At 71.0% G+C, this 22884-nt stretch carries 19 protein-coding genes and 3 tRNA genes; 13 read left to right on the top strand and 9 right to left on the bottom strand.

Translation table 11 applies throughout. The features are described from left to right. Positions 1 to 174: 174 nt before the first annotated feature. From ACIBEC_RS26930 to rpmH, 9 genes are all read right to left on the bottom strand, one after another. Positions 175 to 792: a GNAT family N-acetyltransferase gene (locus tag ACIBEC_RS26930; protein WP_360502510.1), complete on the bottom strand. Its 618-nt coding sequence runs from the start codon at positions 790 to 792 to the stop codon at positions 175 to 177. Between the two features lie 133 nt (positions 793 to 925). After that, positions 926 to 2005, bottom strand: a complete 1080-nt coding sequence (locus tag ACIBEC_RS26925) for a ParB/RepB/Spo0J family partition protein (protein WP_360502513.1) — start codon at positions 2003 to 2005, stop codon at positions 926 to 928. Continuing rightward, positions 2002 to 3051 (bottom strand): ParA family protein, encoded by a 1050-nt coding sequence (locus ACIBEC_RS26920; RefSeq protein ID WP_396289032.1) that lies wholly within the window; start codon positions 3049 to 3051, stop codon positions 2002 to 2004. The genes ACIBEC_RS26925 and ACIBEC_RS26920 overlap by 4 nt, the downstream gene beginning before the upstream one ends. A gap of 220 nt (positions 3052 to 3271) precedes the next feature. Next, on the bottom strand, positions 3272 to 4111 hold the full coding sequence (gene rsmG / locus ACIBEC_RS26915) for a 16S rRNA (guanine(527)-N(7))-methyltransferase RsmG (RefSeq protein ID WP_360502518.1): 840 nt from the start codon (positions 4109 to 4111) through the stop codon (positions 3272 to 3274). 176 nt (positions 4112 to 4287) lie between these two features. Next, complete coding sequence (locus tag ACIBEC_RS26910; protein ID WP_360502521.1) at positions 4288 to 4818, bottom strand: R3H domain-containing nucleic acid-binding protein; 531 nt, start codon at positions 4816 to 4818, stop codon at positions 4288 to 4290. An 82-nt stretch (positions 4819 to 4900) separates the two neighbouring features. After that, positions 4901 to 6052 carry a membrane protein insertase YidC gene (gene yidC, locus ACIBEC_RS26905; RefSeq protein WP_360502524.1) on the bottom strand — a complete coding sequence of 384 codons (1152 nt, stop codon included), beginning with the start codon at positions 6050 to 6052 and terminating at the stop codon, positions 4901 to 4903. Continuing rightward, entirely contained in the window at positions 6049 to 6420 is a 372-nt protein-coding gene (gene yidD, locus ACIBEC_RS26900) for a membrane protein insertion efficiency factor YidD (RefSeq protein WP_360502526.1), read from the bottom strand. Before yidD ends, yidC begins: the two co-directional genes overlap by 4 nt. Beyond that, positions 6417 to 6845, bottom strand: coding sequence for a ribonuclease P protein component (gene rnpA, locus ACIBEC_RS26895; protein WP_097236931.1), 429 nt, complete (start codon positions 6843 to 6845; stop codon positions 6417 to 6419). The genes yidD and rnpA overlap by 4 nt, the downstream gene beginning before the upstream one ends. Positions 6846 to 6863: 18 nt before the next feature. Continuing rightward, complete coding sequence (rpmH, locus tag ACIBEC_RS26890) at positions 6864 to 7001, bottom strand: 50S ribosomal protein L34 (RefSeq protein ID WP_030392420.1); 138 nt, start codon at positions 6999 to 7001, stop codon at positions 6864 to 6866. A gap of 355 nt (positions 7002 to 7356) precedes the next feature. Between rpmH and dnaA the strand changes: the two genes are divergently transcribed. From dnaA to ACIBEC_RS26825, 13 genes are all read left to right on the top strand, one after another. Next, entirely contained in the window at positions 7357 to 9240 is a 1884-nt protein-coding gene (gene dnaA, locus ACIBEC_RS26885; protein WP_360502528.1) for a chromosomal replication initiator protein DnaA, read from the top strand. Between the two features lie 967 nt (positions 9241 to 10207). Continuing rightward, positions 10208 to 11338 (top strand): DNA polymerase III subunit beta, encoded by a 1131-nt coding sequence (dnaN, locus tag ACIBEC_RS26880; RefSeq protein WP_360502531.1) that lies wholly within the window; start codon positions 10208 to 10210, stop codon positions 11336 to 11338. A 188-nt stretch (positions 11339 to 11526) separates the two neighbouring features. Then, complete coding sequence (gnd, locus tag ACIBEC_RS26875; RefSeq protein ID WP_360502534.1) at positions 11527 to 12402, top strand: phosphogluconate dehydrogenase (NAD(+)-dependent, decarboxylating); 876 nt, start codon at positions 11527 to 11529, stop codon at positions 12400 to 12402. A 76-nt stretch (positions 12403 to 12478) separates the two neighbouring features. Then, positions 12479 to 13612, top strand: coding sequence for a DNA replication/repair protein RecF (gene recF, locus ACIBEC_RS26870; protein WP_360502537.1), 1134 nt, complete (start codon positions 12479 to 12481; stop codon positions 13610 to 13612). 121 nt (positions 13613 to 13733) lie between these two features. Further along, entirely contained in the window at positions 13734 to 14282 is a 549-nt protein-coding gene (locus ACIBEC_RS26865; RefSeq protein WP_360502540.1) for a DciA family protein, read from the top strand. Positions 14283 to 14550: 268 nt separating this feature from the next. Beyond that, the gene (gyrB, locus tag ACIBEC_RS26860) at positions 14551 to 16566 is read left to right on the top strand and encodes a DNA topoisomerase (ATP-hydrolyzing) subunit B (RefSeq protein ID WP_360502543.1); all 2016 of its coding nucleotides are present in this window, start codon (positions 14551 to 14553) and stop codon (positions 16564 to 16566) included. Between the two features lie 113 nt (positions 16567 to 16679). Beyond that, entirely contained in the window at positions 16680 to 19244 is a 2565-nt protein-coding gene (gene gyrA / locus ACIBEC_RS26855) for a DNA gyrase subunit A (protein WP_360502560.1), read from the top strand. A gap of 151 nt (positions 19245 to 19395) precedes the next feature. Continuing rightward, positions 19396 to 20124, top strand: a complete 729-nt coding sequence (locus ACIBEC_RS26850) for a DUF3566 domain-containing protein (protein WP_360502546.1) — start codon at positions 19396 to 19398, stop codon at positions 20122 to 20124. A gap of 259 nt (positions 20125 to 20383) precedes the next feature. Further along, positions 20384 to 21778: a cyclopropane-fatty-acyl-phospholipid synthase family protein gene (locus tag ACIBEC_RS26845; RefSeq protein WP_360502549.1), complete on the top strand. Its 1395-nt coding sequence runs from the start codon at positions 20384 to 20386 to the stop codon at positions 21776 to 21778. Positions 21779 to 21794: 16 nt separating this feature from the next. Further along, positions 21795 to 21871: transfer RNA gene (locus ACIBEC_RS26840), tRNA-Ile, on the top strand. An 85-nt stretch (positions 21872 to 21956) separates the two neighbouring features. Next, positions 21957 to 22030: transfer RNA gene (locus tag ACIBEC_RS26835), tRNA-Ile, on the top strand. A 348-nt stretch (positions 22031 to 22378) separates the two neighbouring features. Next, positions 22379 to 22507 (top strand): DLW-39 family protein, encoded by a 129-nt coding sequence (locus ACIBEC_RS26830; protein ID WP_014137031.1) that lies wholly within the window; start codon positions 22379 to 22381, stop codon positions 22505 to 22507. A 169-nt stretch (positions 22508 to 22676) separates the two neighbouring features. Further along, positions 22677 to 22749, top strand: a tRNA-Ala gene (locus ACIBEC_RS26825). Positions 22750 to 22884: the final 135 nt, after the last annotated feature.

Below are 22884 nucleotides of genomic sequence, written 5' to 3'. Positions count from 1 at the left end.
ACCCCCGGGCCCCGGCCCGCGGGGGGGGCTGCGGCGGCCGGGGGCCTTTTAATTCTTGGCGGCGGCCCCCCCCCCCCCCCGGGGGGGGGCCCCCCCCCCGGGCCCCCCCGCCGCCGTTCTCGTTCCTCCGCCTCCCGCACCGCCCGCGCTCGGAGCCGCCCGCACGGCCCGCGCTCAGAACGGTCGCAGCGCCGGCTCCTTGCGCCCGCCGCCGAGCAGCCGCTCCAGCGCCCCCTCCACGTCCCCCCGCCAGGAGAGCGTGGTCCGCGCCTCCAGCCGCAGCCGCGGGTAGCGGACGTGCGGCCGGACGGTCTTGAAGCCGACCGCGAGCAGGTGGTCGGCCGGCAGCACACAGCTGGTCGGCAGCCGTCCGGCCGAGCCGAAGGCCTCGATCGCCCGCACCCCGCGCCCGATCAGGTCCTTGGCCACCGTCTGCACCAGCACCCGGCCGAGCCCCTGGCGCTGGTAGCCCGGCAGCACCCGGCTTACCATCAGCTGAACGGCGTCCGGCGAGACCGGGCTGGTCGGGAAGGACTGCGAGCGGGGGACGTAGGCGGGCGGCGCGTAGAGCACGAACCCCGCGGGCTGGTCGTCCACATAGACGATCCGACCGCAGGAGCCCCACTCCAGCAGCACCGTGGAGATCCACCCCTCCTTCTCCAGCTCCGGCTTCCCGGACTCCACCGCCTCCTTCGCGCTGACCGGGTCCAGCTCCCAGAACACACAGGAACGGCAGCCGTTCGGCAGGTCCCCGAGGTTGTCCAGCGTCAGCGGAGCCATCCGGCGTCCCATTGCCCGTACCTCCTCCTCCACCTCACCGTCGAGCATTCCCCCACGAACACCGATGGGTGCATGTTTCACGTGAAACAGCGCTCACGTGAAGCATGCACCCATCGGGTCGGTGCCCTCGGCCCCGAAGTCCGGCTCAGCCCTGCGACAGCCGCAGACCGTCCTCGCCGGGGGCCATGCTGTCCAGGATCCGGTTGAGGTCCTCCACCGAACCGAACTCCAGCACCACCTTGCCCTTGCCCAGCTTGCCGCCACGCTGCGAGACCTCGACCTTGACCCGGGTGTCGAAACGGTCCGACAGCCGGCTCGCGAGGTCGTTGAAGGCCGGGGAGAGCAGCTTGCCCGCCTTGGGGGCCTGGCGCCTCGGCTTGTCCGCCTCGGTCTCCGCCGCCGAGTTGATCATCATGACGATCTCCTCGACGTTGCGCACGCTCAGGCCCTCCGCGTTGATCCGGGCCGCCACCTGCTCCTGGCGCTCCGGGTCGGACAGGCCCAGCAGCGCCCTCGCGTGCCCGGCCATCACGGTGCCGGCCGCCACCCTGGTCTGGACGGTCGGCGGCAGCTTCAGCAGCCGCAGCGTGTTGGAGACGTGCGAGCGCGAGCGACCGACCCGGTCGGCCAGCTGGTCGTGGGTGCAGGAGAAGTCCCGCAGCAGCTGGTCGTAGGCGGCGGCCTCCTCCAGCGGGTTCAGCTCGGCGCGCTGCAGGTTCTCCAGGAGGGCGTCCAGCAGCAGCTTGTCGTCCTCGGTGGCCCGGACGATCGCCGGGATCCGCTCCAGCCCGGCCTCCCGGGAGGCACGCCAGCGGCGCTCGCCCATGATCAGCTCGAAGCTGTCGACACCGACCTGGCGCACCACGATCGGCTGGAGCAGACCGACCTCCTTGATGGAGGTCGCCAGCTCGGCCAGCTTGTCCTCGTCGAAGACCTCACGCGGCTGGCGCGGGTTGGGGGTGATCGCGTCCAGCGGCAGCTCGGCGAAGTAGGCACCCGCCGGCTGCGCCTGCGCGGCCTGCTTCTCCGCGGCCGCCCGGGCCGCCACCGTGCCGCGGCCACTCGGCAGCGGCGGCACCGAGGCCGGCGCCGTCCCGCCGTTCGCCCCCACCGGGGCCGGTGCGGGCGCGGCTGTCGCAGACTTCGCCTCCGCCTCGCCGTCCACCGGCGCGGCGGGGCGGATCAGCGCCTCCAGCCCTCGACCCAGACCCCTGCGACCACTCACTGATGACCCTCCGTCGTGCCGTGCTGTGCCACCGGGGCGCCGTGCCCCTGCTGGCCGTCCCGCCGCTGACTCACCAGCGAGCCGCCCTCGCCCACCGCACGCAGCGCGAGCTCGCGGGCGGCCTCCAGGTAGGAGAGCGCCCCGGTCGAGCCCGGGTCGTAGGTGAGCACCGTCTGCCCGTAGCTGGGCGCCTCCGAGATGCGGACCGAGCGCGGGATCGCCGTGCTCAGCACCTCTTGCGGGAAGTGGGTCCGGACCTCCTCGGCGACCTGAGCCGCCAGCCTGGTCCGGGCGTCGTACATGGTGAGCAGGATCGTCGACACGTGCAGCGCGGGGTTGAGGTGCGCGCGCACCAGCTCGACGTTGCGCAGCAGCTGGCCGAGGCCCTCCAGCGCGTAGTACTCGCACTGGATCGGGATCAGCACCTCCTGGCCGGCGACCAGGGCGTTGACCGTCAGCAGGCCCAGTGAGGGCGGGCAGTCGATCAGGATGTAGTCGAGCGGCTGCTCGTAGGCCGCGATGGCGCGCTGGAGCCGGCTCTCCCGGGCCACCAGGGAGACCAGCTCGATCTCGGCGCCGGCCAGGTCGATGGTGGCGGGGACGCAGAAGAGTCCCTCGACGTCGTGCACCGGCTGCACCACGTCGGCCAGCGGCTTGCCCTCCACCAGGACGTCGTAGATGGACGGCACCTCGGCGTGGTGGTCGATGCCCAGCGCCGTGGAGGCGTTGCCCTGCGGGTCTAGGTCGACGACCAGGACGCGCAGCCCGTGCATGGCCAGCGAGGCGGCCATGTTCACGGTGGTGGTGGTCTTGCCCACCCCGCCCTTCTGGTTGGCGACCACGATCACCCGGGTCGCGGCGGGCCGGGGCAGCCCCTCACCCGCTCGGCCGATCGCCTGAACCGCAGCCTGGGCAGCCCGTGCGATGGGCGTGTCATCGATCTGGTCGATGGTCTCCGAGTCCTGCATGGGGGTCAGTGTTTCACGTGAAACCGGAGCGGCAACAGTCGCCGCCCGGAAGAGGCCGAGCCCGCGGCGGAGCCGCAGATCAAGACTGTCCGAGAGCAAGGAGCGACGTTTCACGTGAAACACCATGCCCGCTATGCCGGAAATCTGACGTTGCGACACTCCGGTCTCCCCGGGGCACCTCCCGGCCGGGGGCCTGGGGAGGCCGGGTCCGTCGGTCACCCGAACGACGACGGGCGGACGCTCCTCCCGTTCAGGAGGCCCGTCCGCCCGTCTCCGTTCGTGTCCGGTGTCGCCCGGATCAGCGGGTGCGGCGCCGCCCGCCCCGGGCGCCCCGCTCGCCGTTGCGGGCGGTCGCGTTGCGGCCCGCCCGGGCCGCCTTGGCCCGCCGGGTCGCGGCCTTCACCCCGCCGGGGCTCTCCCCCGCCTTGACCTGGACCACCCGGGTCGAAGTCTCCAGGGTGCCTTCGCCGACCGAGATCACGCTCCACTCGACCGCGCCCAGCTTGGCCAGCCCGGCGCGCGAGTCGGCCAGCTCCTGCTCCGCGCTGTCCCCCTTGAGCGCCAGCATCTGACCGTGCGGACGCAGCAGCGGCATGCCCCAGCCGGCCAGCCGCTCCAGCGGCGCCACCGCCCGGGCGGTCACCACGTCCACTGCGAGCTTGCCGACCATCTCCTCGGCGCGGCCGCGCAGCACCGTGACATTGTCCAGCCCGAGCTCCCGGACGACCTCCTCCAGGAAGGTGGTCCGGCGCAGCAGCGGCTCCAGCAGCGTCACCGAGACGTCCGGACGGGCCAGCGCCACCGGGATGCCGGGCAGCCCGGCGCCGGAGCCGACGTCGCACAGGGTGATGCCGCCGGGAAGCAGCTCGGCCAGCACCGCGCAGTTGAGCACGTGGCGGTCCCAGAGACGGGGCACCTCACGCGGCCCGATCAGCCCGCGCTGGACACCCGCGGTGGCCAGCAGCTCCGTGTAGCGGACCGCGGCGTCGAAGCGATCGCCGAAGACCTCCTGGGCGGCGGCCGGCGCCTCACCCGGCCCGGCCACCTCGCTCGGCTCAGCCACCTCGGCGGCCCGCCCCTCGGCGGCCGGGTCCACGTCCGCCCCCGGCCGGCCGGCAGCCGCGTTCTCCGTGTCCATCTCGACCTCTCCGATCCCCGGATCCACCGACCCGCTCAACGCACTGTTTCACGTGAAACGTCTCCCGCGGGTCGCTCCCCGCGGAAGGGACGACGACCCCGCCCGCACGAGGCGGACGGGGTCGCGTCCGGTGAAGCTCTCCGGCCGCCTCGGCGACCGGTCATCGACAGCCGGCCTCAGGCCGGCAGCACGACCACGCACCGCTGGGGCTCTTCGCCCTCGGACTCGCTGCGCAGACCGGCCGCGGCGACCGCGTCGTGGACGACCTTGCGCTCGAACGGCGTCATCGGACGCAGCTTGACCTGTTCGCCGCTGCTCTTCGCCTGCTCGGCGGCCTCGGCGCCGAGCGTGGCCAGCTCGGTGCGCTTGCGGGCCCGGAAGCCGGCAATGTCCAGCATGAGGCGGCTGCGCTCGCCGGTCTCCCGGTGGACAGCCAACCGGGTCAGCTCCTGCAGCGCCTCCAGCACCTCGCCGTCCTGGCCGACCAGGCGCTGCAGCGCGCGGTCGTTGCCGTCGCCGACGATGGAGACCAGGGCGCGGTCGCCCTCGACGTCCATGTCGATGTCACCGTCGAGGTCGGCGATGTCGAGCAGACCCTCCAGGTAGTCCGCCGCGATGTCCCCCTCCTGCTCCAGGCGGGTGATGATGCTCTCGTCGGCGCTGGCGACGGCCTCGGCCTCGACGGCGGAGGTGGTGCCTTCCGTCACTGATGGACTCCTTCGGAGATGGGCCCGTCTGGCGGGCCGGGAACGAAGCTCTTCGCGGCTGTCCTGACCGGCCCGGGGCCGGTCAGGACTTCCTCTTCGGCCGCTGGCCGCCGCCACGCTTCGGCTGCTGCCGGGTGCCCTGCTTGGTACCGGTCGGCTTGGCCGCGCCCTGCTTGGCGGCCTCAGGCTTGGCCTCCGGTTCCACCGGGACGGCGTCGACGGGCTCCTCGGCCTCGGTGTCCTTGCTCAGCTCGGCCGTCGGGTGTCCGCCCTGCTGGCGCTGCGACTTGGACTGCCGGCGGGGCTGCTGGCGACGTGCCTGCACCGACTCCTCGACCACCGCGGAGGCGGTCGCCGCAGCGGTGATGGCCTCCTTGGACGGGGGCAGCATGCCCCAGAGCGCGCCCTTGATCTCCGTGCCGTCCGGACGCAGTCGGCCCGCCTTCTTCAGCCGCGCCTGGCGCTCCTGGAAGGCCTTGCTGCCCGGGGTCGGGTTGTTGTGGATGACGATCAGCTGCTGGCCCATCGACCACACGTTGGTGGTCAGCCAGTAGACCAGGACACCCACCGGGAAGTTGATGCCCATCACGGCGAACATGACCGGGAAGACGTACATCAGCATCTTCTGCTGCTGCATGAACGGCGTCTTCACCGTGAGGTCGACGTTCTTGGTCATCAGCTGGCGCTGGGTGACGAACTGCGACAGCGACATCATGATGATCATCACCGCGGTGACGATCTTGACACTGGTCTCGCTGCTGCTGACGAAGGTCGCGGAGAGCGGGGCACCGAAGATGTGCGCCTTGCCGGCGCTCACCAGCAGGTCGCCGTGGATGACGCCGATGTCGTGGCCCTTGGCGACCTTGGCGAGCACGCCGTAGAGGGCGGTGAAGAACGGCGCCTGCACGAGGATGGGAAGGCAGCTGGAGAACGGGTTGGTACCCGCCTCCTTGTACAGCTTCATCATCTCTTCGGACTGGCGCTGCCGGTCGTTCTTGTAGCGCTCCTGGATGGCCTTCATCTTCGGCTGGATCGCCTGCATGGCCCGGGTCGCCTTGATCTGCTTCACGAAGAGCGGGATCAGGCAGATCCGGATGACGACCACCATCGAGGCGATGGCCAGACCCCAGGCCCAGCCACCGTCCGGGTCAAAGACGTTGCTGTACAGCGAGTGGAACTGGACGATGATCCAGGACACCGCTGTGTACAGGGGATTCAGGAAGGAGAAGGTCACCGGTCAGGCTCCTTGGACAGGTGGATTGGCCGCACGGGACCAATGGTCGCCGGGCCCTCGGGGTCCGGACCGGCGGGGGTGGCGGTCACCGGATCTCCGGTGGCGGACCGGCTCTTCAGCCAGTCTCGCAACCGCCGGTACCACACCGGATGCTTACGCGGCGGGACGTGATCGACCCCGCCGGGCGTCCACGGATTGCAGCGCAGGATGCGCCAGGCGGTCAGTCCGCCGCCCTTGACCGCCCCGTGCACCTTCACGGCCTCGAAGCCGTAGTGCGAGCAGGAGGGGTAGTAGCGGCACACCGGACCGAGCAGTGGGCTGATCGTCCACTGGTAGACCCTGATCAGACCCATCAGCAGGTACTTCATCGCCCTGCTCCCGTCGGCGCCGTGGCAGCGGGCTCGGCCTTCAGCAACCGCTTCAGCGCCGCGTCCAGGTCACGTTCGAGATCCTGGTACGAGGCGGACGCGGCCTGGGGCAGCGCACGCACCACTATCAGGCTACCGGCGGGCAGCCTGGACAGACGATCACGAACGAGATGGCGCAACCTGCGCTTCACCAGGTTGCGGACGACCGCCGGGCCAACGGCCTTGCTCACGACGAAACCCGCACGCGCCGAAGGAGTCCCCTCGGCGACGTGCGGGCGGGAGTCGCTGGTCCGGTCGGTCTGCCCCTGGGGGTCACCATCTCTGCTGAGATGGACGACCAGAAGGGGCCGACCTGCCCGGCGACCGCGTTTCACCGCGGTCGCGAAGTCCTGGCGCCGCCGCAGCCGATTCTCGGAGGGCAGCACAACAGACTCTGGCGCGGATCAGGCGGACAGGCTGGTGCGGCCCTTGCCACGGCGGGCGGCCAGGATGGCACGGCCGGCGCGGGTACGCATACGCAGCCGGAAGCCGTGGGTCTTCGCGCGGCGACGGTTGTTCGGCTGGAAGGTGCGCTTGCTCACTCGGGGGCTCCTGAGGTGAATCGTAGGATGACGGGAAGTCGCTTGGCCGTCACCGTGCGTCCGCGTGATCTCCCCTGATATCGGAAATCCGGCCCATCGCCCCAGTTCGGCTGGGGTTTGAGGCAATCCACGGCGCCCGTGCTGCGCGCCTTATGGAGCGGGTGGACCCGCGGACATGCGGCAGCGGCCATCGACAACTCGACCTGGTTACGGTACGCGGGACGAGGGCCGAGGGTCAAACCAGCCGTCTGCGACCCGCTTTACCCACAGCCTGTGGACAACGACTTGATCCGGCCCTGTTCGCTGACTACCGTTGCAGAACTTGTCTGGGTTTGTTCTTGGAAAGCGTGCACCAGTGGCTGATGTCAACAGCGACCTCGTCCCGGTCTGGGCCAGGGTCGTCGAGCGGCTGGTCAACGACCCCGATGTCGGGGAGATGGACAAGCAGTGGGTGCAGCGCACCCAGCCGATGTGGATGATGCACGACACCGCCCTGCTGGCGACCCCGAACGAGCGGGCCAAGCAGGTGCTCGAGGGCCGGCTGCTGCCGCAGCTGACCGAGGCCCTCAGCCGCGAGCTCAGCCGACCGGTCCGGATCGCCGTGATGGTCGACGCCAACGCCGTACCGACCACCCCCGCCCCCCAGGCCCCTGAGCCGTACCCGGGCCCGGCCGAGGACACCGGCGGCTACGGCGGCCAGGACTACCAGCAGCAGTACGAGCAGGACCAGCCCTACGAGCAGCGCCAGCCGTACGAGCAGGACCAGCCCTACGAGCAGCGCCAGCCGTACGAGCAGGACCAGCCCTACGGGCAGGACTACGAGCGGCCCCGCTACGACACCGGCGGCTACGAGCAGCCCCCGGCACCGTACGGCGGCCCGTCCGGCGGCCCGCAGGGATGGCCTGGCTACCAGGAGCAGGGGCCCGGCCACTACGAGTCCGACGAGCCCGCGGCCCGTCAGGCGCCGCGCCCCCTCCCGGGCCCGCCCGCGACCACCCAGGGCGACCTCTTCGGCGGCGCCTACGGCCCCGGCCCGAACGAGCAGCCCCGCGGCGGCGCCGGCCGCCGGTCCACGGGCTCCCGGCCCTCCGGCGGCCGCCCGGCGGAGAAGGCCGGCCCGGAGCGGTCCGGCGATCGTCCCGGCGTCCCCGGCGTCCCCGCCCCGCCCGGCGCTCCCCCGGCCGGCGGCTCCCGCAAGGACGAGCCGGCCGCCCGGCTGAACCCCAAGTACCTGTTCGACACCTTCGTCATCGGCGCCAGCAACCGCTTCGCGCACGCGGCGGCGGTGGCGGTCGCCGAGGCTCCGGCCAAGGCCTACAACCCGCTCTTCATCTACGGCGAGTCCGGGCTGGGCAAGACCCACCTGCTGCACGCCATCGGGCACTACTCGCGCAGCCTCTTCCCGGGCACCCGGGTGCGCTACGTGTCCTCGGAGGAGTTCACCAACGAGTTCATCAACTCGATCCGGGACGGCAAGGCGGACACCTTCCGCCGCCGCTACCGGGACATGGACATCCTGCTCGTGGACGACGTTCAGTTCCTCGCGAGCAAGGAGTCCACGCAGGAGGAGTTCTTCCACACCTTCAACACCCTCCACAACGCGAACAAGCAGATCGTCCTCTCGTCGGACCGGCCGCCCAAGCTGCTGACCACGCTGGAGGACCGGCTGCGCAACCGCTTCGAGTGGGGTCTGATCACCGACGTCACCCCGCCGGAGCTGGAGACCCGGATCGCGATCCTGCGCAAGAAGGCGATCCAGGAGCAACTCAACGCTCCCGCCGACGTGTTGGAGTTCATCGCGTCCCGGATCACCCGCAACATCCGGGAGCTGGAGGGCGCCCTGATCCGGGTCACCGCCTTCGCCAACCTCAACCGGGCCCCGGTGGACCTGGAGTTGGCCGGGATCGTCCTCAAGGACCTGATCCCGGGCGGGGACGAGGACGCCGGCCCGGAGATCACCGCGCAGGTCATCATGCAGCAGACCGCCGCGTACTTCGGCCTGGGCGTGGACGACCTCTGCGGATCCTCGCGCAGCCGCGTGCTGGTGACGGCCCGCCAGATCGCGATGTACCTGTGCCGGGAGCTCACCGACCTGTCGCTGCCGAAGATCGGCGCGCAGTTCGGCGGCCGCGACCACACCACGGTGATGCACGCGGACCGCAAGATCCGCTCGCTGATGGCCGAGCGCCGCTCGATCTACAACCAGGTCACCGAACTCACCAACCGCATCAAGAGCTAGCCGCCGCGGCACACCGTCGCGGCACCCTTCGCGACACCACCGCACAGCGCTGCCCGGAGGGCGTCAGGAGCGATCCTGACGCCCTTTCGGCATATCCACAGGTGTGTATCCGGCGCCGGCTGGGCAGGGATGTGGTCGACGGATGATGTGCCAGTCCACAGCCCGCGCCGAACAACTGACCGGTGATTCGAAAACCCGGGGCGCGCAAGGCCGTTGTCCACAGGACGGACGCCTTCCCCGTAGTCCACAGGCCGGGGCGTCCGGAGTTATCCAGAATTCGTCCACAGGCCGGTCGCCGCTACGCTCTTCCGCGCAGGTCAGGTGCCTGTGGACTTGTGCACAACGGTTATCCACAGGGTGTGGACAATTGACGGCCTGCCAGTGGGCCATCCGGGTTGTCCACCGGTTGTCCCCAGGCTGGAGGCGGTTATCCCCAGGTTGTCCACAGCATCGTCCACAGTTCGACAACCGTGTGCCGGTGTTCATACCCTGGTGTGAAAGGCGTCACGAAAAGTTGACCGGCGCCCGTGGATAACCGGGCCCGGATCTGGGGATAGCCCTGGGGATAACCTGTGGATACCCAGCGTGCCCTGTGGGTAACGCTCGGCTGTCCACAGCGCGGCCTGCCCGTCCACAGCCGCCGTCCACACCCACTGTGGACAAAATTCGGGCCCTGACCTGCGGAAACGAGGTTATCCACGGTTTCCACAGGCCCTACTACTACCACTACACAGTTAGACCATGAACCTGCTTTCAAAGTGGGTGGGCCCCAAATCTGTGGACAACCGCTCCCCGACATCTGTTCGGGTTGCTTCCGCCCGTCTGCCCCGTCTGTCGGCGGAGTACGTCAGACTGTCCTTGCGACTGGAAGCGGAGTGAGCAGAGCTCGGCGGACAGCCCAACCGACGATCAAGATCAGACGAACCAGAGTGCGAGCGGGAGCGCTCGATCCAGGAGGCGGTTACCGGTGAAGTTCCGGGTGGAGCGTGACGTCCTCGCGGAGGCGGTGGCCTGGGCTGCCCGCAGCCTCCCGGCACGGCCGCCGGTGCCGGTGCTGGCCGGCCTGCTGCTGACGGCACAGGAGGGCAGCCTGGCCCTGTCCGGCTTCGACTACGAGGTCTCGGCCCGGGTCGAGCTCGAGGCGGACGTCGAGGAGGCCGGCACCGTCCTGGTCTCCGGTCGACTGCTGAACGACATCTCGCGCAACCTTCCCAACCGGCCTGTGGAGATCTCCACCGACGGCCAGCGGGTCAGCGTGGTCTGCGGCAGCTCCCGCTTCACCCTCCCCACCCTCCCGGTGGACGAGTACCCGGCCCTGCCCCAGATGCCGACCGCCACCGGCACCGTCTCCGGGGACGTCTTCGCCTCCGCGGTCAGCCAGGCCGCCGTCGCCGCCGGCCGGGACGACACCCTGCCGGTGCTCACCGGCGTGCGGGTCGAGATCGAGGGCGACCGGATCACCCTGGCCGCCACCGACCGCTACCGCTTCGCCGTCCGCGACCTGCTGTGGAAGCCCGAGCAGTCGGACATCTCCGCGGTCGCCCTGGTCCCCGCCAAGACCCTGCAGGACATCGCCAAGTCCCTGGGCAGCGGCGACACCGTCTCCATCGCGCTCTCCTCGGGCGGCGCGGGCGAGGGCCTGATCGGTTTCGAGGGCGCCGGCCGCCGGACCACCACCCGGCTGCTGGAGGGTGAGTTCCCCAAGTTCCGCAGCCTCTTCCCGACCGAGTTCAACGCGATCGCCGCGATCCAGACCCAGCCCTTCCTGGAGGCGCTCAAGCGCGTCTCGCTGGTCGCCGAGCGCAACACCCCGGTCCGCCTCAACTTCGAGGAGGGCGTGCTGACCCTGGAGGCCGGTTCGGGCGACGACGCCCAGGCCACCGAGCGCATCGAGGCCTCCCTGGAGGGTGACGCCATCTCGATCGCCTTCAACCCGGGCTACCTGGAGGAGGGCCTCAAGGCCATCGACTCCGCCTACGCCCAGCTCAGCTTCACCACCCCGACCAAGCCCGCACTGCTCAGCGGCAAGGTCTCGGTGGACGCCGAGGAGGACAAGGCCTACCAGTACCTGATCATGCCGGTCCGCCTCTCCGGCTGACGCCGAGGATCGGCTGATCCCGTTCCGCGTGACCGTCCACAGGCTGTGCACACCCGCTGTGCACAGCCTGTGGACGTCTCCCCCGGTCGGCCCGACCGCAGGCGGGCCACGGCGGTTCAGCGCGTAGGCTCAAGGAGCGCGGCAACGGCGCCGCCGGCAGGCACGTCACCACAGGTAAGGACTTGGTCATGGAGCTCGGCCTCATCGGTCTCGGCAAGATGGGCGGCAACATGCGCGAGCGGATCCGCCGCGCCGGCCACACCGTCATCGGCTACGACCGCAACCCGGACATCTCCGACGTCGAGAGCCTGCAGGAGCTCGTCAGCAAGCTGCAGGGCCCGCGCGTGGTCTGGGTGATGGTCCCGGCCGGCGCCGCCACCCAGGCGACCGTCGACGAGCTCGCCGAGCTGCTCTCCCCCGGCGACGTGGTGGTCGACGGCGGCAACTCCCGCTGGACGGACGACATCAAGCACGCCGAGTCGCTGGCCGCCAAGGGCATCGGCTTCGTCGACTGCGGCGTCTCCGGCGGCGTCTGGGGCCTGGAGAACGGCTACGCGCTGATGTACGGCGGCGACGCCGAGCACGTCGCCAAGGCCAAGCCGGTCTTCGACGCGCTCAAGCCCGAGGGCGACTTCGGCTCGGTGCACGCGGGCGCTGTGGGCGCCGGCCACTTCGCCAAGATGGTCCACAACGGCATCGAGTACGCGATGATGCAGGCCTTCGCCGAGGGCTGGGAGCTGCTGGAGGCCGCCCCCGAGGTCACCGACGTGCGCGAGGTCTTCCGTAGCTGGCAGGAGGGCACCGTCATCCGCTCCTGGCTGCTGGACCTGGCCGTCCGCGCCCTGGACGACGACGAGCACCTGGCCAAGCTCAAGGGCTGGGCCGCCGACTCCGGCGAGGGCCGCTGGACCGTCGAGGCCGCGATCGACCACGCCGTGCCGCTGCCGGCGATCACCGCCTCGCTGTTCGCCCGCTTCGCCTCCCGCCAGGACGACTCGCCGCAGATGAAGATGATCGCCGCGCTGCGCAACCAGTTCGGCGGCCACGCGGTCGAGTCGAAGTAGTCCCTATCGGGGCGCAGGCCCCACCCGGGGCGCAGGCCCCGGCTCCATCCACAGAAGGCGGGCGCAGTCCACAGCCATGCACGTCGCGCATCTGTCGCTCGCCGACTTCCGGTCGTACGCCCGGGTCGAGGTGCCCCTCGACCCGGGCGTGACGGCGTTCGTGGGGCCCAACGGCCAGGGCAAGACCAACCTGGTCGAGGCGATCGGCTACGTCGCCACCCTGGGCAGCCACCGGGTCGCCACCGACGCCCCGCTGATCCGGCTGGGCGCCGAGCGGGCGGTGATCCGCACCTCGGTGGTGGACCGCGGCCGATCCACCCTGGTCGAGCTGGAGCTGACTCCGGGCAAGGCCAACCGGGCCCGGATCAACCGCTCCGACAACGTCCGCCCGCGCGACGTGCTGGGCCTGCTGCGCACCGTGCTGTTCGCCCCCGAGGACCTCAGCCTGGTCAAGGGCGACCCGGGCGAGCGCCGGCGCTTCCTGGACGAGCTGCTGACCGCCCGCGCGCCCCGGCTGGCCGGCGTGCGGCAGGACTACGAGCGGGTGCTCAAGCAGCGCAACGCCCTGCTGAAGACCGCCGCGATGGCCCGCCGGGCCGGTGGCGGCAAGGGCGCTGACCTGTCCACCCTGGAGGTCTGGGACGGTCACCTGGCGCGCGCCGGCGCCGAGTTGACGGCCTTCCGGATCCAGCTGGTGGCCGCCCTGCAGCCGCTGGTGACGGCCGCGTACGGGCAGCTGGCCCCCGGCGGCGGCGAGACCACCCTGGAGTACCGCAGCTCCTTCGAGGGCGAGCTGCCGACCAGCCGCGAGCAGGCCGAGGAGCAGCTCCTGGGGGCGCTGCAGGCGGCCCGCAAGCAGGAGGTCGATCGCGGCCTCACGCTGGTCGGCCCGCACCGGGACGAGCTGGTGCTCAAGCTCGGCCCGCTGCCCGCCAAGGGCTACGCCAGCCACGGCGAGTCCTGGTCGTACGCGCTCGCGCTGCGGCTGGCCTCGTACGAGCTGTTGCGCGCCGACGGCGGTGAGCCGGTGCTGATCCTGGACGACGTGTTCGCCGAGCTGGACGCGGCCCGCCGGGACCGGCTGGCCGAACTGGTGGCCGACGGCGAGCAGGTGCTGGTGACCGCGGCGGTCGCCGAGGACGTGCCGAAGGCGCTGGCCGGTGCCCGGTTCACGGTCTCCGACGGCGCCGTGCGCCGCATCGACGCCTGACCGCGCACCCGTTCCACGACCCCCGCCGCGATCCGCGGCCGCCGAGCGCTCCCGTAGGCTGGAGGGCTCGGCGGGCGTGCGACCGCGACCGTTGTCCACAGGCTGGGGAAAGGAGATCGCCGTGAGCGAGCCGGCGGAGAACTCCCCCCAGCCCGGCACCCCCGGTACCCCCGAGCCGACCGGTGCCGATCTCGCCCGCTCCGCGCTGCGGGCGGCCCGCGCCCAGGCTCGCCAGCGCGGCGAGCAGGTCCGGGAGAAGCGCGAGGCCAAGCGGCACGGCCTGCGCAGCGGGGCCCGTTCGGACGGACGCGACCCGGTCCCGCTGGGCGCGGCGCTGAACCGGTTGCTGACCGAGCGCGGCTGGGAGTCCTCGGCCGCCGTCGGCGGGGTGATGGGCCGCTGGCCGCAGATCGTCGGCCCGGACATCGCCGCGCACTGCCACCCCTCCTCCTACGACGAGGCCGCCGCGGTGCTCACCGTGCAGTGCGACTCCACCGCGTGGGCCACTCAACTGCGGTGGCTGGCGCGGCAGTTGGTGGCCCGTCTGAATCACGAGCTGGGCCACGGCACGGTCAAGACCATCAAGGTGCTGGGTCCGGCGGCGCCCGCCCGCGGCTACGGCCGACTGCGTGCGCCGGGGAGCAAGGGGCCGGGCGACACCTGGGGGTGACCGGAACGCCGGTCCGTCGGCGGCGGCGCGGATCGGACGGCGATCTTCCGGAACCCCTGACAGCCCTCCCAGGAGCTCTGGGGCCCCCGGGCGAGTATCGGGACATGTGCAGAGGGGATTCAGGGCGGCGTATCTGCCTTCAAGGGCTGCCAAACGCCCATCTCTGTCAGTCGTACCGGTAGACTGAAAGCCAAACACTGTTGCTAGTGGCAACCGAGTCGAAACGCCGTGGTCGCACGCTCGCCCGCACGGGGCGGGGATGCGGCCCGTGCTGTGCCAGAGAGGGCGCTTCGTGGCCGATTCCGGCAACCCCAGCCAGACCCCAGACCAGTCCGACCAGGCTTCCTACACCGGTAGCAACATCCAGGTGCTGGAAGGCCTCGACGCCGTCCGCAAGCGCCCCGGCATGTACATCGGTTCCACCGGCGAGCGCGGCCTGCACCACCTGGTGCAGGAGGTCGTGGACAACTCCGTCGACGAGGCGATGGCGGGGTACGCCGACACCATCGACGTCACGATCATGGCCGACGGCGCGGTCCGGGTGGTCGACAACGGCCGAGGCATTCCGGTCGACATCGTCCCCGGGCAGGAGAAGCCGGCCGTCGAGGTCGTGCTCACCGTGCTGCACGCGGGCGGCAAGTTCGGCGGCGGCGGCTACGCGGTCTCCGGCGGTCTGCACGGCGTCGGCGTCTCCGTGGTGAACGCGCTCTCCACCCGCCTCGCGGTGGAGATCCTCCGGGACGGCCACCGCTGGACCCAGGACTACAAGATGGGCGCGCCGGTCGCCCCCCTGGTCAAGGGCGAGGCCACCGAGCGCACCGGGACCGTCGTCACGTTCTGGGCCGACCCGGACATCTTCGAGACCACGGTCTACTCCTTCGAGACGCTCTCCCGGCGCTTCCAGGAGATGGCGTTCCTCAACAAGGGCCTGACCATCTCGCTGACCGACGAGCGCCCGGAGCACGCGGACGAGGACGGCAACCCGCTCTCCGTCACCTACAAGTACGACGGCGGTATCGCGGACTTCGTCACCCACCTCAACTCCCGCAAGGGCGAGGTGATCCACCCCTCGGTGATCGACTTCGAGGCGGAGGACAAGGACAAGACGATCTCCGTCGAGGTCGCCATGCAGTGGAACTCCTCGTACACCGAGGGGGTCTACAGCTTCGCCAACACCATCCACACGCACGGCGGCGGTACCCACGAGGAGGGCTTCCGCGCCGCGCTGACCGGCCTGGTGAACCGCTACGCGCGGGACAAGAAGCTGCTCCGCGAGAAGGACGACAACCTCTCCGGCGAGGACATCCGCGAGGGTCTGACCGCGATCATCTCGGTCAAGCTCGGCGAGCCGCAGTTCGAGGGCCAGACCAAGGACAAGCTCGGCAACACCGAGGCGAAGACCTTCGTCCAGCGGGTCGTCCACGAGCAGCTGAACGACTGGCTGGACCGCAACCCCAACGAGGCCGCGGACATCATCCGCAAGTCCATCCAGGCCGCCACCGCGCGCGTCGCCGCCCGCAAGGCGCGCGACCTGACCCGGCGCAAGGGCCTGCTGGAGAGCGCCTCGCTGCCGGGCAAGCTGAGCGACTGCCAGTCCAAGGACCCGTCCGAGTGCGAGATCTTCATCGTCGAGGGTGACTCCGCAGGCGGCTCGGCCAAGCAGGGCCGCGACCCGCGCATCCAGGCGATCCTCCCGATCCGCGGCAAGATCCTGAACGTCGAGAAGGCCCGGATCGACAAGGTGCTGCAGAACACCGAGGTCCAGGCGCTGATCTCGGCCTTCGGCTGCGGCATCCAGGAGGACTACGACGAGTCCAAGCTCCGCTATCACAAGATCGTCCTGATGGCGGACGCCGACGTCGACGGGCAGCACATCCGCACCCTGCTGCTGACCCTGCTGTTCCGCTTCATGCGGCCGCTGGTCGAGTCCGGGTACGTGTACCTGGCGATGCCGCCGCTGTACAAGATCAAGTGGGGCAAGGACGACTTCGACTACGTCTACTCCGACCGCGAGCGCGATGCCACCATCGCGGCAGGCGTCGCGGCCGGGCGCCGGCTGCCCAAGGACGACGCGATCCAGCGCTTCAAGGGTCTCGGCGAGATGAACGCCGAGGAGCTCCGGATCACCACCATGGACCAGGCCCACCGCCTGCTGCAGCAGATCACCCTGGAGGACGCGGCCCGTGCCGACGACCTCTTCTCCGTCCTGATGGGCGAGGACGTCGAGGCCCGCCGCTCCTTCATCCAGCGCAACGCCAAGGACGTCCGCTTCCTGGACGTGTGACGGGGCCCGCCCCTGCCAGCACGGTCCAGTCACGCGTGAAAGGAAACTGACCACCAGTGGTCGACGACAACCGTCCCGACGGCGAGCAGCCGGACGCCAGCACCGCCACCACCCTGTCTGACAGCGAGGCGGGCTTCGTGTCCCGGGTCGAGCCGATCGAGCTCGAGACCGAGATGCAGCGCTCGTACCTCGACTACGCGATGAGCGTCATCGTGAGCCGCGCGCTGCCCGAGGTCCGCGACGGCCTCAAGCCGGTGCACCGGCGCGTGCTCTACGCGATGTACGACGGCGGGTACCGCCCCGAGAAGGGCTACTACAAGTGCGCCCGCGTCGTCGGCGACGTGATGGGCAACTACCACCCGCACGGCGACACCTCGATCTACGACACCGTGGTCCGCCTGGCCCAGCCGTGGTCGCTGCGGATGCCGCTGGTGGACGGCAACGGCAACTTCGGCTCCCCGGGCAACGACCCGGCCGCGGCCATGCGCTACACCGAGTGCAAGCTGATGCCGCTGGCCATGGAGATGATGCGCGACATCGACGAGGAGACCGTCGACTTCGCCGCCAACTACGACGGCCGCTCGCAGGAGCCCACCGTCCTGCCCGCGCGCATCCCCAACCTGCTGGTCAACGGTGCCACCGGCATCGCGGTCGGCATGGCCACCAACATCCCGCCGCACAACCTGCGCGAGGTCGCCTCCGGGGCGCTCTGGGCGCTGGAGCACCCGGACGCCTCCAACGAGGAGCTGCTGGACGCCCTGATCGAGCGGATCAAGGGCCCGGACTTCCCGACCGGCGCCCTGATCGTCGGCCGCCGCGGCATCGAGGAGGCGTACCGCACCGGGCGCGGCTCGATCACCATGCGCGCGGTGGTCGAGGTCGAGGAGATCCAGGGCCGCCAGTGCCTGGTGATCACCGAGCTGCCGTACCAGGTCAACCCGGACAACCTCGCGCTGAAGATCGCCGACCTGGTCAAGGACGGCAAGGTCGCCGGCATCGCCGACGTCCGCGACGAGTCCTCCTCGCGCACCGGCCAGCGCCTGGTGATCGTGCTCAAGCGCGACGCCGTCGCCAAGGTCGTGCTGAACAACCTCTACAAGCACACCGACCTGCAGACCAACTTCGGCGCCAACATGCTGGCCCTGGTCGACGGCGTGCCGCGCACGCTCTCGCTCGACGCCTTCATCCGGCACTGGGTCAACCACCAGGTCGACGTCATCGTCCGGCGCACCACCTTCCGCCTGCGCAAGGCCGAGGAGCGCGCCCACATCCTGCGCGCGCTGCTGCGCGCCCTGGACATGATCGACGAGGTCATCGCGCTGATCCGGGCCTCGGCGAGCGCCGACGCCGCCCGCACCGGCCTGATGGGCCTGCTCGACATCGACGAGCTCCAGGCCAACGCCATCCTGGAGATGCAGCTGCGCCGCCTGGCCGCCCTCGAGCGCCAGCGGATCATGGACGAGCACGACGAGCTGCAGCGCAAGATCGACGAGTACAACGCGATCCTGGCCTCGCCGACCCGCCAGCGGGAGATCATCTCCGAGGAGCTCACCGCGATCGTCGAGAAGTACGGCGACGAGCGGCGCTCCACCCTCATCCCCTCCGACGGCGACCTCTCCATCGAGGACCTCATCGCCGAGGAGGACATCGTCGTCACGATCACCCGTGGCGGCTACGTCAAGCGGACCCGCTCCGACCTCTACCGCTCGCAGAAGCGCGGCGGCAAGGGCGTGCGCGGTGCCCAGCTGAAGCAGGACGACATCGTCGACCACTTCTTCGTGACGACGACCCACAACTGGATCCTGTTCTTCACCAACAAGGGCCGGGTCTACCGCGCCAAGGGCTACGAGCTGCCGGACGCCGGGCGCGACGCCCGCGGCCAGCACGTGGCCAACCTGCTGGCCTTCCAGCCGGAGGAGCACATTGCCCAGGTGATGGCCGTCCGGACCTACGAGGACAAGCCGTACCTGGTCCTCGCGACCCGGGCCGGTCTGGTGAAGAAGTCCGCGCTGAAGGACTACGACTCCCCGCGCTCCGGCGGCCTGATCGCGATCAACCTGCGCCAGGACGAGGAGGGCCGGGACGACGAGCTGATCGGCGCCGAGCTGGTCTCCGCCGAGGACGACCTGCTGCTGGTCTCCAAGAAGGCCCAGTCGATCCGCTTCACCGCGACCGACGACGCCCTGCGCTCCACCGGCCGCGCCACCTCCGGCGTCAAGGGCATGGCCTTCCGCGAGGACGACGAGCTGCTCTCGATGAACGTCGTCCGCCCGGGAACCTACGTCTTCACCGCCACCGACGGCGGGTACGCCAAGCGCACCGGTGTGGACGAGTACCGTGTCCAGGGACGCGGCGGCTACGGCACCAAGGCGGCGAAGATCGTCGAGGGCCGGGGCTCGCTCGTCGGCGCGCTCGTGGTCGACGAAACCGACGAGATCATGGCGATCACCCTCTCGGGTGGGGTGATCCGCACGAGGGTTTCCGAGGTTCGTGAAACCGGACGTGACACGATGGGCGTCCAACTGATCAACCTCGGAAAGCGCGACGCTGTCGTGGGCATGGCCCGCAACGCCGAAGCCGAGGACGAGGAGCCGGCGGAGGACGAGATCGCCGGCCCCGAGTCCACCGAGCCGGCCGAGGGTGCGGAGACGGCGGTCGACGGAGACGTCGAGGCCTGAACCGAACCGCAGACCGGTGTCGCCGCGTCCCCCACAGTGGGCGTGGCGACACCGGACGCCGACCAGTTCCGGGCAATCCCGCCGGGCGCTGGATGACGAGTGACGAAGCAGGGCGGCGCCGCCGCCCTGGTGGGAAGTGCGGGAGGACCAGGTGAGTGGAGCCACGGGTGCTGCGGGAGGGACCTCCGGCGGCCGTCCGGGCGCGCAGGGCGGGGGTTCGTACGGCGTCCCGCAGCCGCCGACCGAGCACTCGACCGCGTCCACCTCGCTGATGCCGCAGGCCGGCGGCGCGGGTCAGGGCGGCGCGGCCTACGGCGGCCAGACGCCCCCGCCGCCGGGGGGCTCCCCGGCGGCCGGCTCGGGGGGCTTCTCCCAGCCGACCACGTACGCCAAGGGGCAGCCGACCCCGCCCCGGGGCACCCCCGTTCCCGGGGCGGCGCGCCGCCCCGCCGGAGCGCCCGCGGCCCCGCCCGCAGCGGCGGCCGCCGCCGCGGGCCCCGGCCTCGGCCGGACCCGCAAGGCCCGGCTGCGGGTGACCAAGGTCGACCCGTGGTCGGTGATGAAGGTCAGCTTCCTGCTGTCGCTGGCCGTGGGCATCATCATCATCGTGGCCTCGGCGGTGCTGTGGATGACGCTGGACTCGCTCGGCGTCTTCGACTCGCTGACCAAGACCCTCAAGGACGTCACGGGCTCGGACAGCAACGGCGGCCTCAACCTGATGGACTACGTCGGCTTCGGCAAGGTGATGACCTTCACCACGCTGATCGCCGTGGTCGACGTCGTCCTGCTGACCGCCCTGTCCACCCTCTCCGCGTTCATCTACAACGCGGCGGCCGGCTTCACCGGCGGCATCGAGCTGACCCTGGCCGAGGAGGACTGATCCCGGCCGGATCCTGACCCGCACTCAGTTTCCCGTCCACGGACGGAATGTACGGGCCCCACCGACTGTTGCAGCCGGTGGGGCCCGTCGGCATTCGGGTGACAGTCGGCACCCCGCGGCGTGCCGCCCGGAATCCGGTCGGCCGCGGTGGGATTTGCTGGGTGGCGCCCGTTCCGCGCCTGGGAGTGCCGCAGGCCGCCCCTGGTCCGTACGGCCGGGTCAGGAGAGGTTCAGCAGGACGACTGGACGGAGGCGCGCGGTGGCGAAGCTCGCAGGTCAACTGGTCGAGGCCCTGGACGGGCTGTTGGGGGTCCCGGCACCGCTGCGGGTGCAGGCCTGGGACGGCAGCGTCGCCGGGCCGCCGGGGGCCCCCACCGTGGTCCTGCGCAACCGCCGGGCACTGCGCCGGCTGCTCTGGCAGCCGGGCGAGCTGGGCCTGGCCCGGGCCTACGTCTCGGGGGACCTGGAGATCGCCCCCGGCACCGACCTCTACGAGGTGCTCTCGGTGGTCGGTCGGTTCGCCGAGCGGCCGGAGATCCGCACGCTCCACCTCGGGCCGCGCGACGTCGTCGGCGCCAAGGGCCGACAGGTCCTCGCGGCCCTCCTGCGGGCCGGGGCGCTCGGCCCCGAGCCGGCCCCGCCCCAGGAGGAGGTCAGGAAGGCCGAGGGGCGGCTGCACAGCCGCCACCGGGACCGTGCGGCCATCAGCCACCACTACGACGTCGGGAACGACTTCTACGGCCTCGTGCTGGGCCCCTCGATGGTCTACTCGTGCGCCTACTGGACGCCGGAGGCGAAGAGCCTGGAGGCCGCCCAGGAGGCCAAGCTCGACCTGATCTGCCGCAAGCTCGGCCTGCGGCCCGGGATGCGGCTGCTCGACGTCGGCTGCGGCTGGGGATCGCTGCTGCTGCACGCGGCGGAGCACTACGGCGTCACCGCGGTCGGCGTCTCCATCTCCAGGGAACAGGTCGCGCTGGCCCGTGCGCGGGTCGAGGAGGCCGGCCTGGCCGACCGGGTCGAGGTCCGCCTCCAGGACTACCGGGAGATCACCGACGGGCCGTTCGACGCGATCTCCAGTGTCGGGATGGCCGAGCACGTCGGCGCCGAGCAGTACCGGGTCTACGCCGAGGGCCTGTACCGGCTGCTGGCGCCCGGCGGCCGGCTGCTCAACCACCAGATCGCCCGCCGCCCCGACCACCCCGGTGAGCCGTACCGCGCCAGCCCCTTCATCGACCGCTACGTCTTCCCCGACGGCGAGCTCTCCCCCGTCGGTTCCACCGTGGCCCGGCTCGAGGAGGCCGGCTTCGAGGTCCGGGACGTCGAGTCGCTGCGCGAGCACTACGGGCTGACCCTGCGCGAATGGGTGGCCAACCTCGAGGCGCACTGGACGGAGGCGGTCCGGCTGGTCGGCCGCGGCCGGGCCCGGGTCTGGCGGCTGTACATGACGGCCTGCGCGCTCGCCTTCGAGCAGAACCGGATCGGGATCAACCAGGTCCTCGCCGTCCGCAGCACCGAGGAGGGCGCGGCGGGCCTCCCGTCGACCCGCGAGCAGTGGCTGCTGCGCCCCGCCGCCCTCCCGCTGCGGCCGACCGCCGGGATCCACGCCGCAGGCCGGGCCGACCCGGATTTGGGGGATCGGCCGTCGGTCCGCTAATCTTTCAGTGCGGCAAGGGCCTATAGCTCAGACGGTTAGAGCGCTTCCCTGATAAGGAAGAGGCCACAGGTTCAAGTCCTGTTAGGCCCACCACCGCGAAGGCCCCGGAGTGATCCACTCCGGGGCCTTCGACGTTTTCGTGGATCGGGCGGATTCCGGTACGCTCTCTGTGCGGCGAGGGCCTATAGCTCAGACGGTTAGAGCGCTTCCCTGATAAGGAAGAGGCCACAGGTTCAAGTCCTGTTAGGCCCACCTCCCCGAAGGGCCCGGAGTGATCCACTCCGGGCCCTTCGGCGTTCCCGCCCGCTCGTGCCCCTCGGGAGGCCCGGCGGACCGGGCCTGACCGGGGATTCCCGGGCCGGCCGCACGCCGGCGCGGCGCCCGGCAGGAGGTGCTGCGTCAATCCTCGGACCGGACCGCCGGGTTGGCCGCACCGGTGGCTGGTCACGATTGGGATACCGGTGTGTATCATCGGCCGCAAGGGCAGTCTGGCACCCGGCCGCCCGTTTGCGCTCGAAACACATCTGGACTCGTCGGACCGGTCAATCCGGCCGGATCCGGCTCTTGAGTCCGTCAACGCAAGAAGGACGAGGTCCCGCGGTGAAGAAGCTTCTCCTGGTCGCCCTGGTCGCCCTCGGCGGCTTCTTTGTCTACCGTCAGGTCCAGGCGGACCGCGCCGAGCAGGACCTGTGGACCGAGGCCACCGACCCGGTCCCGGCCGGTCGCTGAGCCCCGGGCGATCTGACGATCGACGGTCTTCGGAGGCGCCGACCCGCGCCTCCCGGGCCGGCCGGCCCGGTCGACCGACCGGACCGGCCGGTCCCCTTCAGGGGACGGCGCTGGGAAACGCGCCGGAACCCGGTACGCTAGTGCCCGTTGGCACCGGCGGTGCCGTCGAGGGGCATTAGCTCAGTTGGTAGAGCGCTGCCTTTGCAAGGCAGATGTCAGGAGTTCGAGTCTCCTATGCTCCACAGTTCACAGCAGTCGCCGATGGGGCGGGGGGGCCGGGGGCGGGGCCCCGCCCCCCCGCCCGCCCGCGCCCCCGCCCCCCAGTGGCCAAGGGAGGGCGGGGCGGGGGGCGCGCGGGGGCCGGGGGGGGGCGGCGG

It is taken from the genome of Kitasatospora sp. NPDC051164, from assembly GCF_044455625.1.
Classification (GTDB): domain Bacteria; phylum Actinomycetota; class Actinomycetes; order Streptomycetales; family Streptomycetaceae; genus Kitasatospora.
The sequence above is the reverse complement of the archived record's forward strand: the minus strand, read 5'-3'. Positions and strand labels throughout refer to the sequence as shown.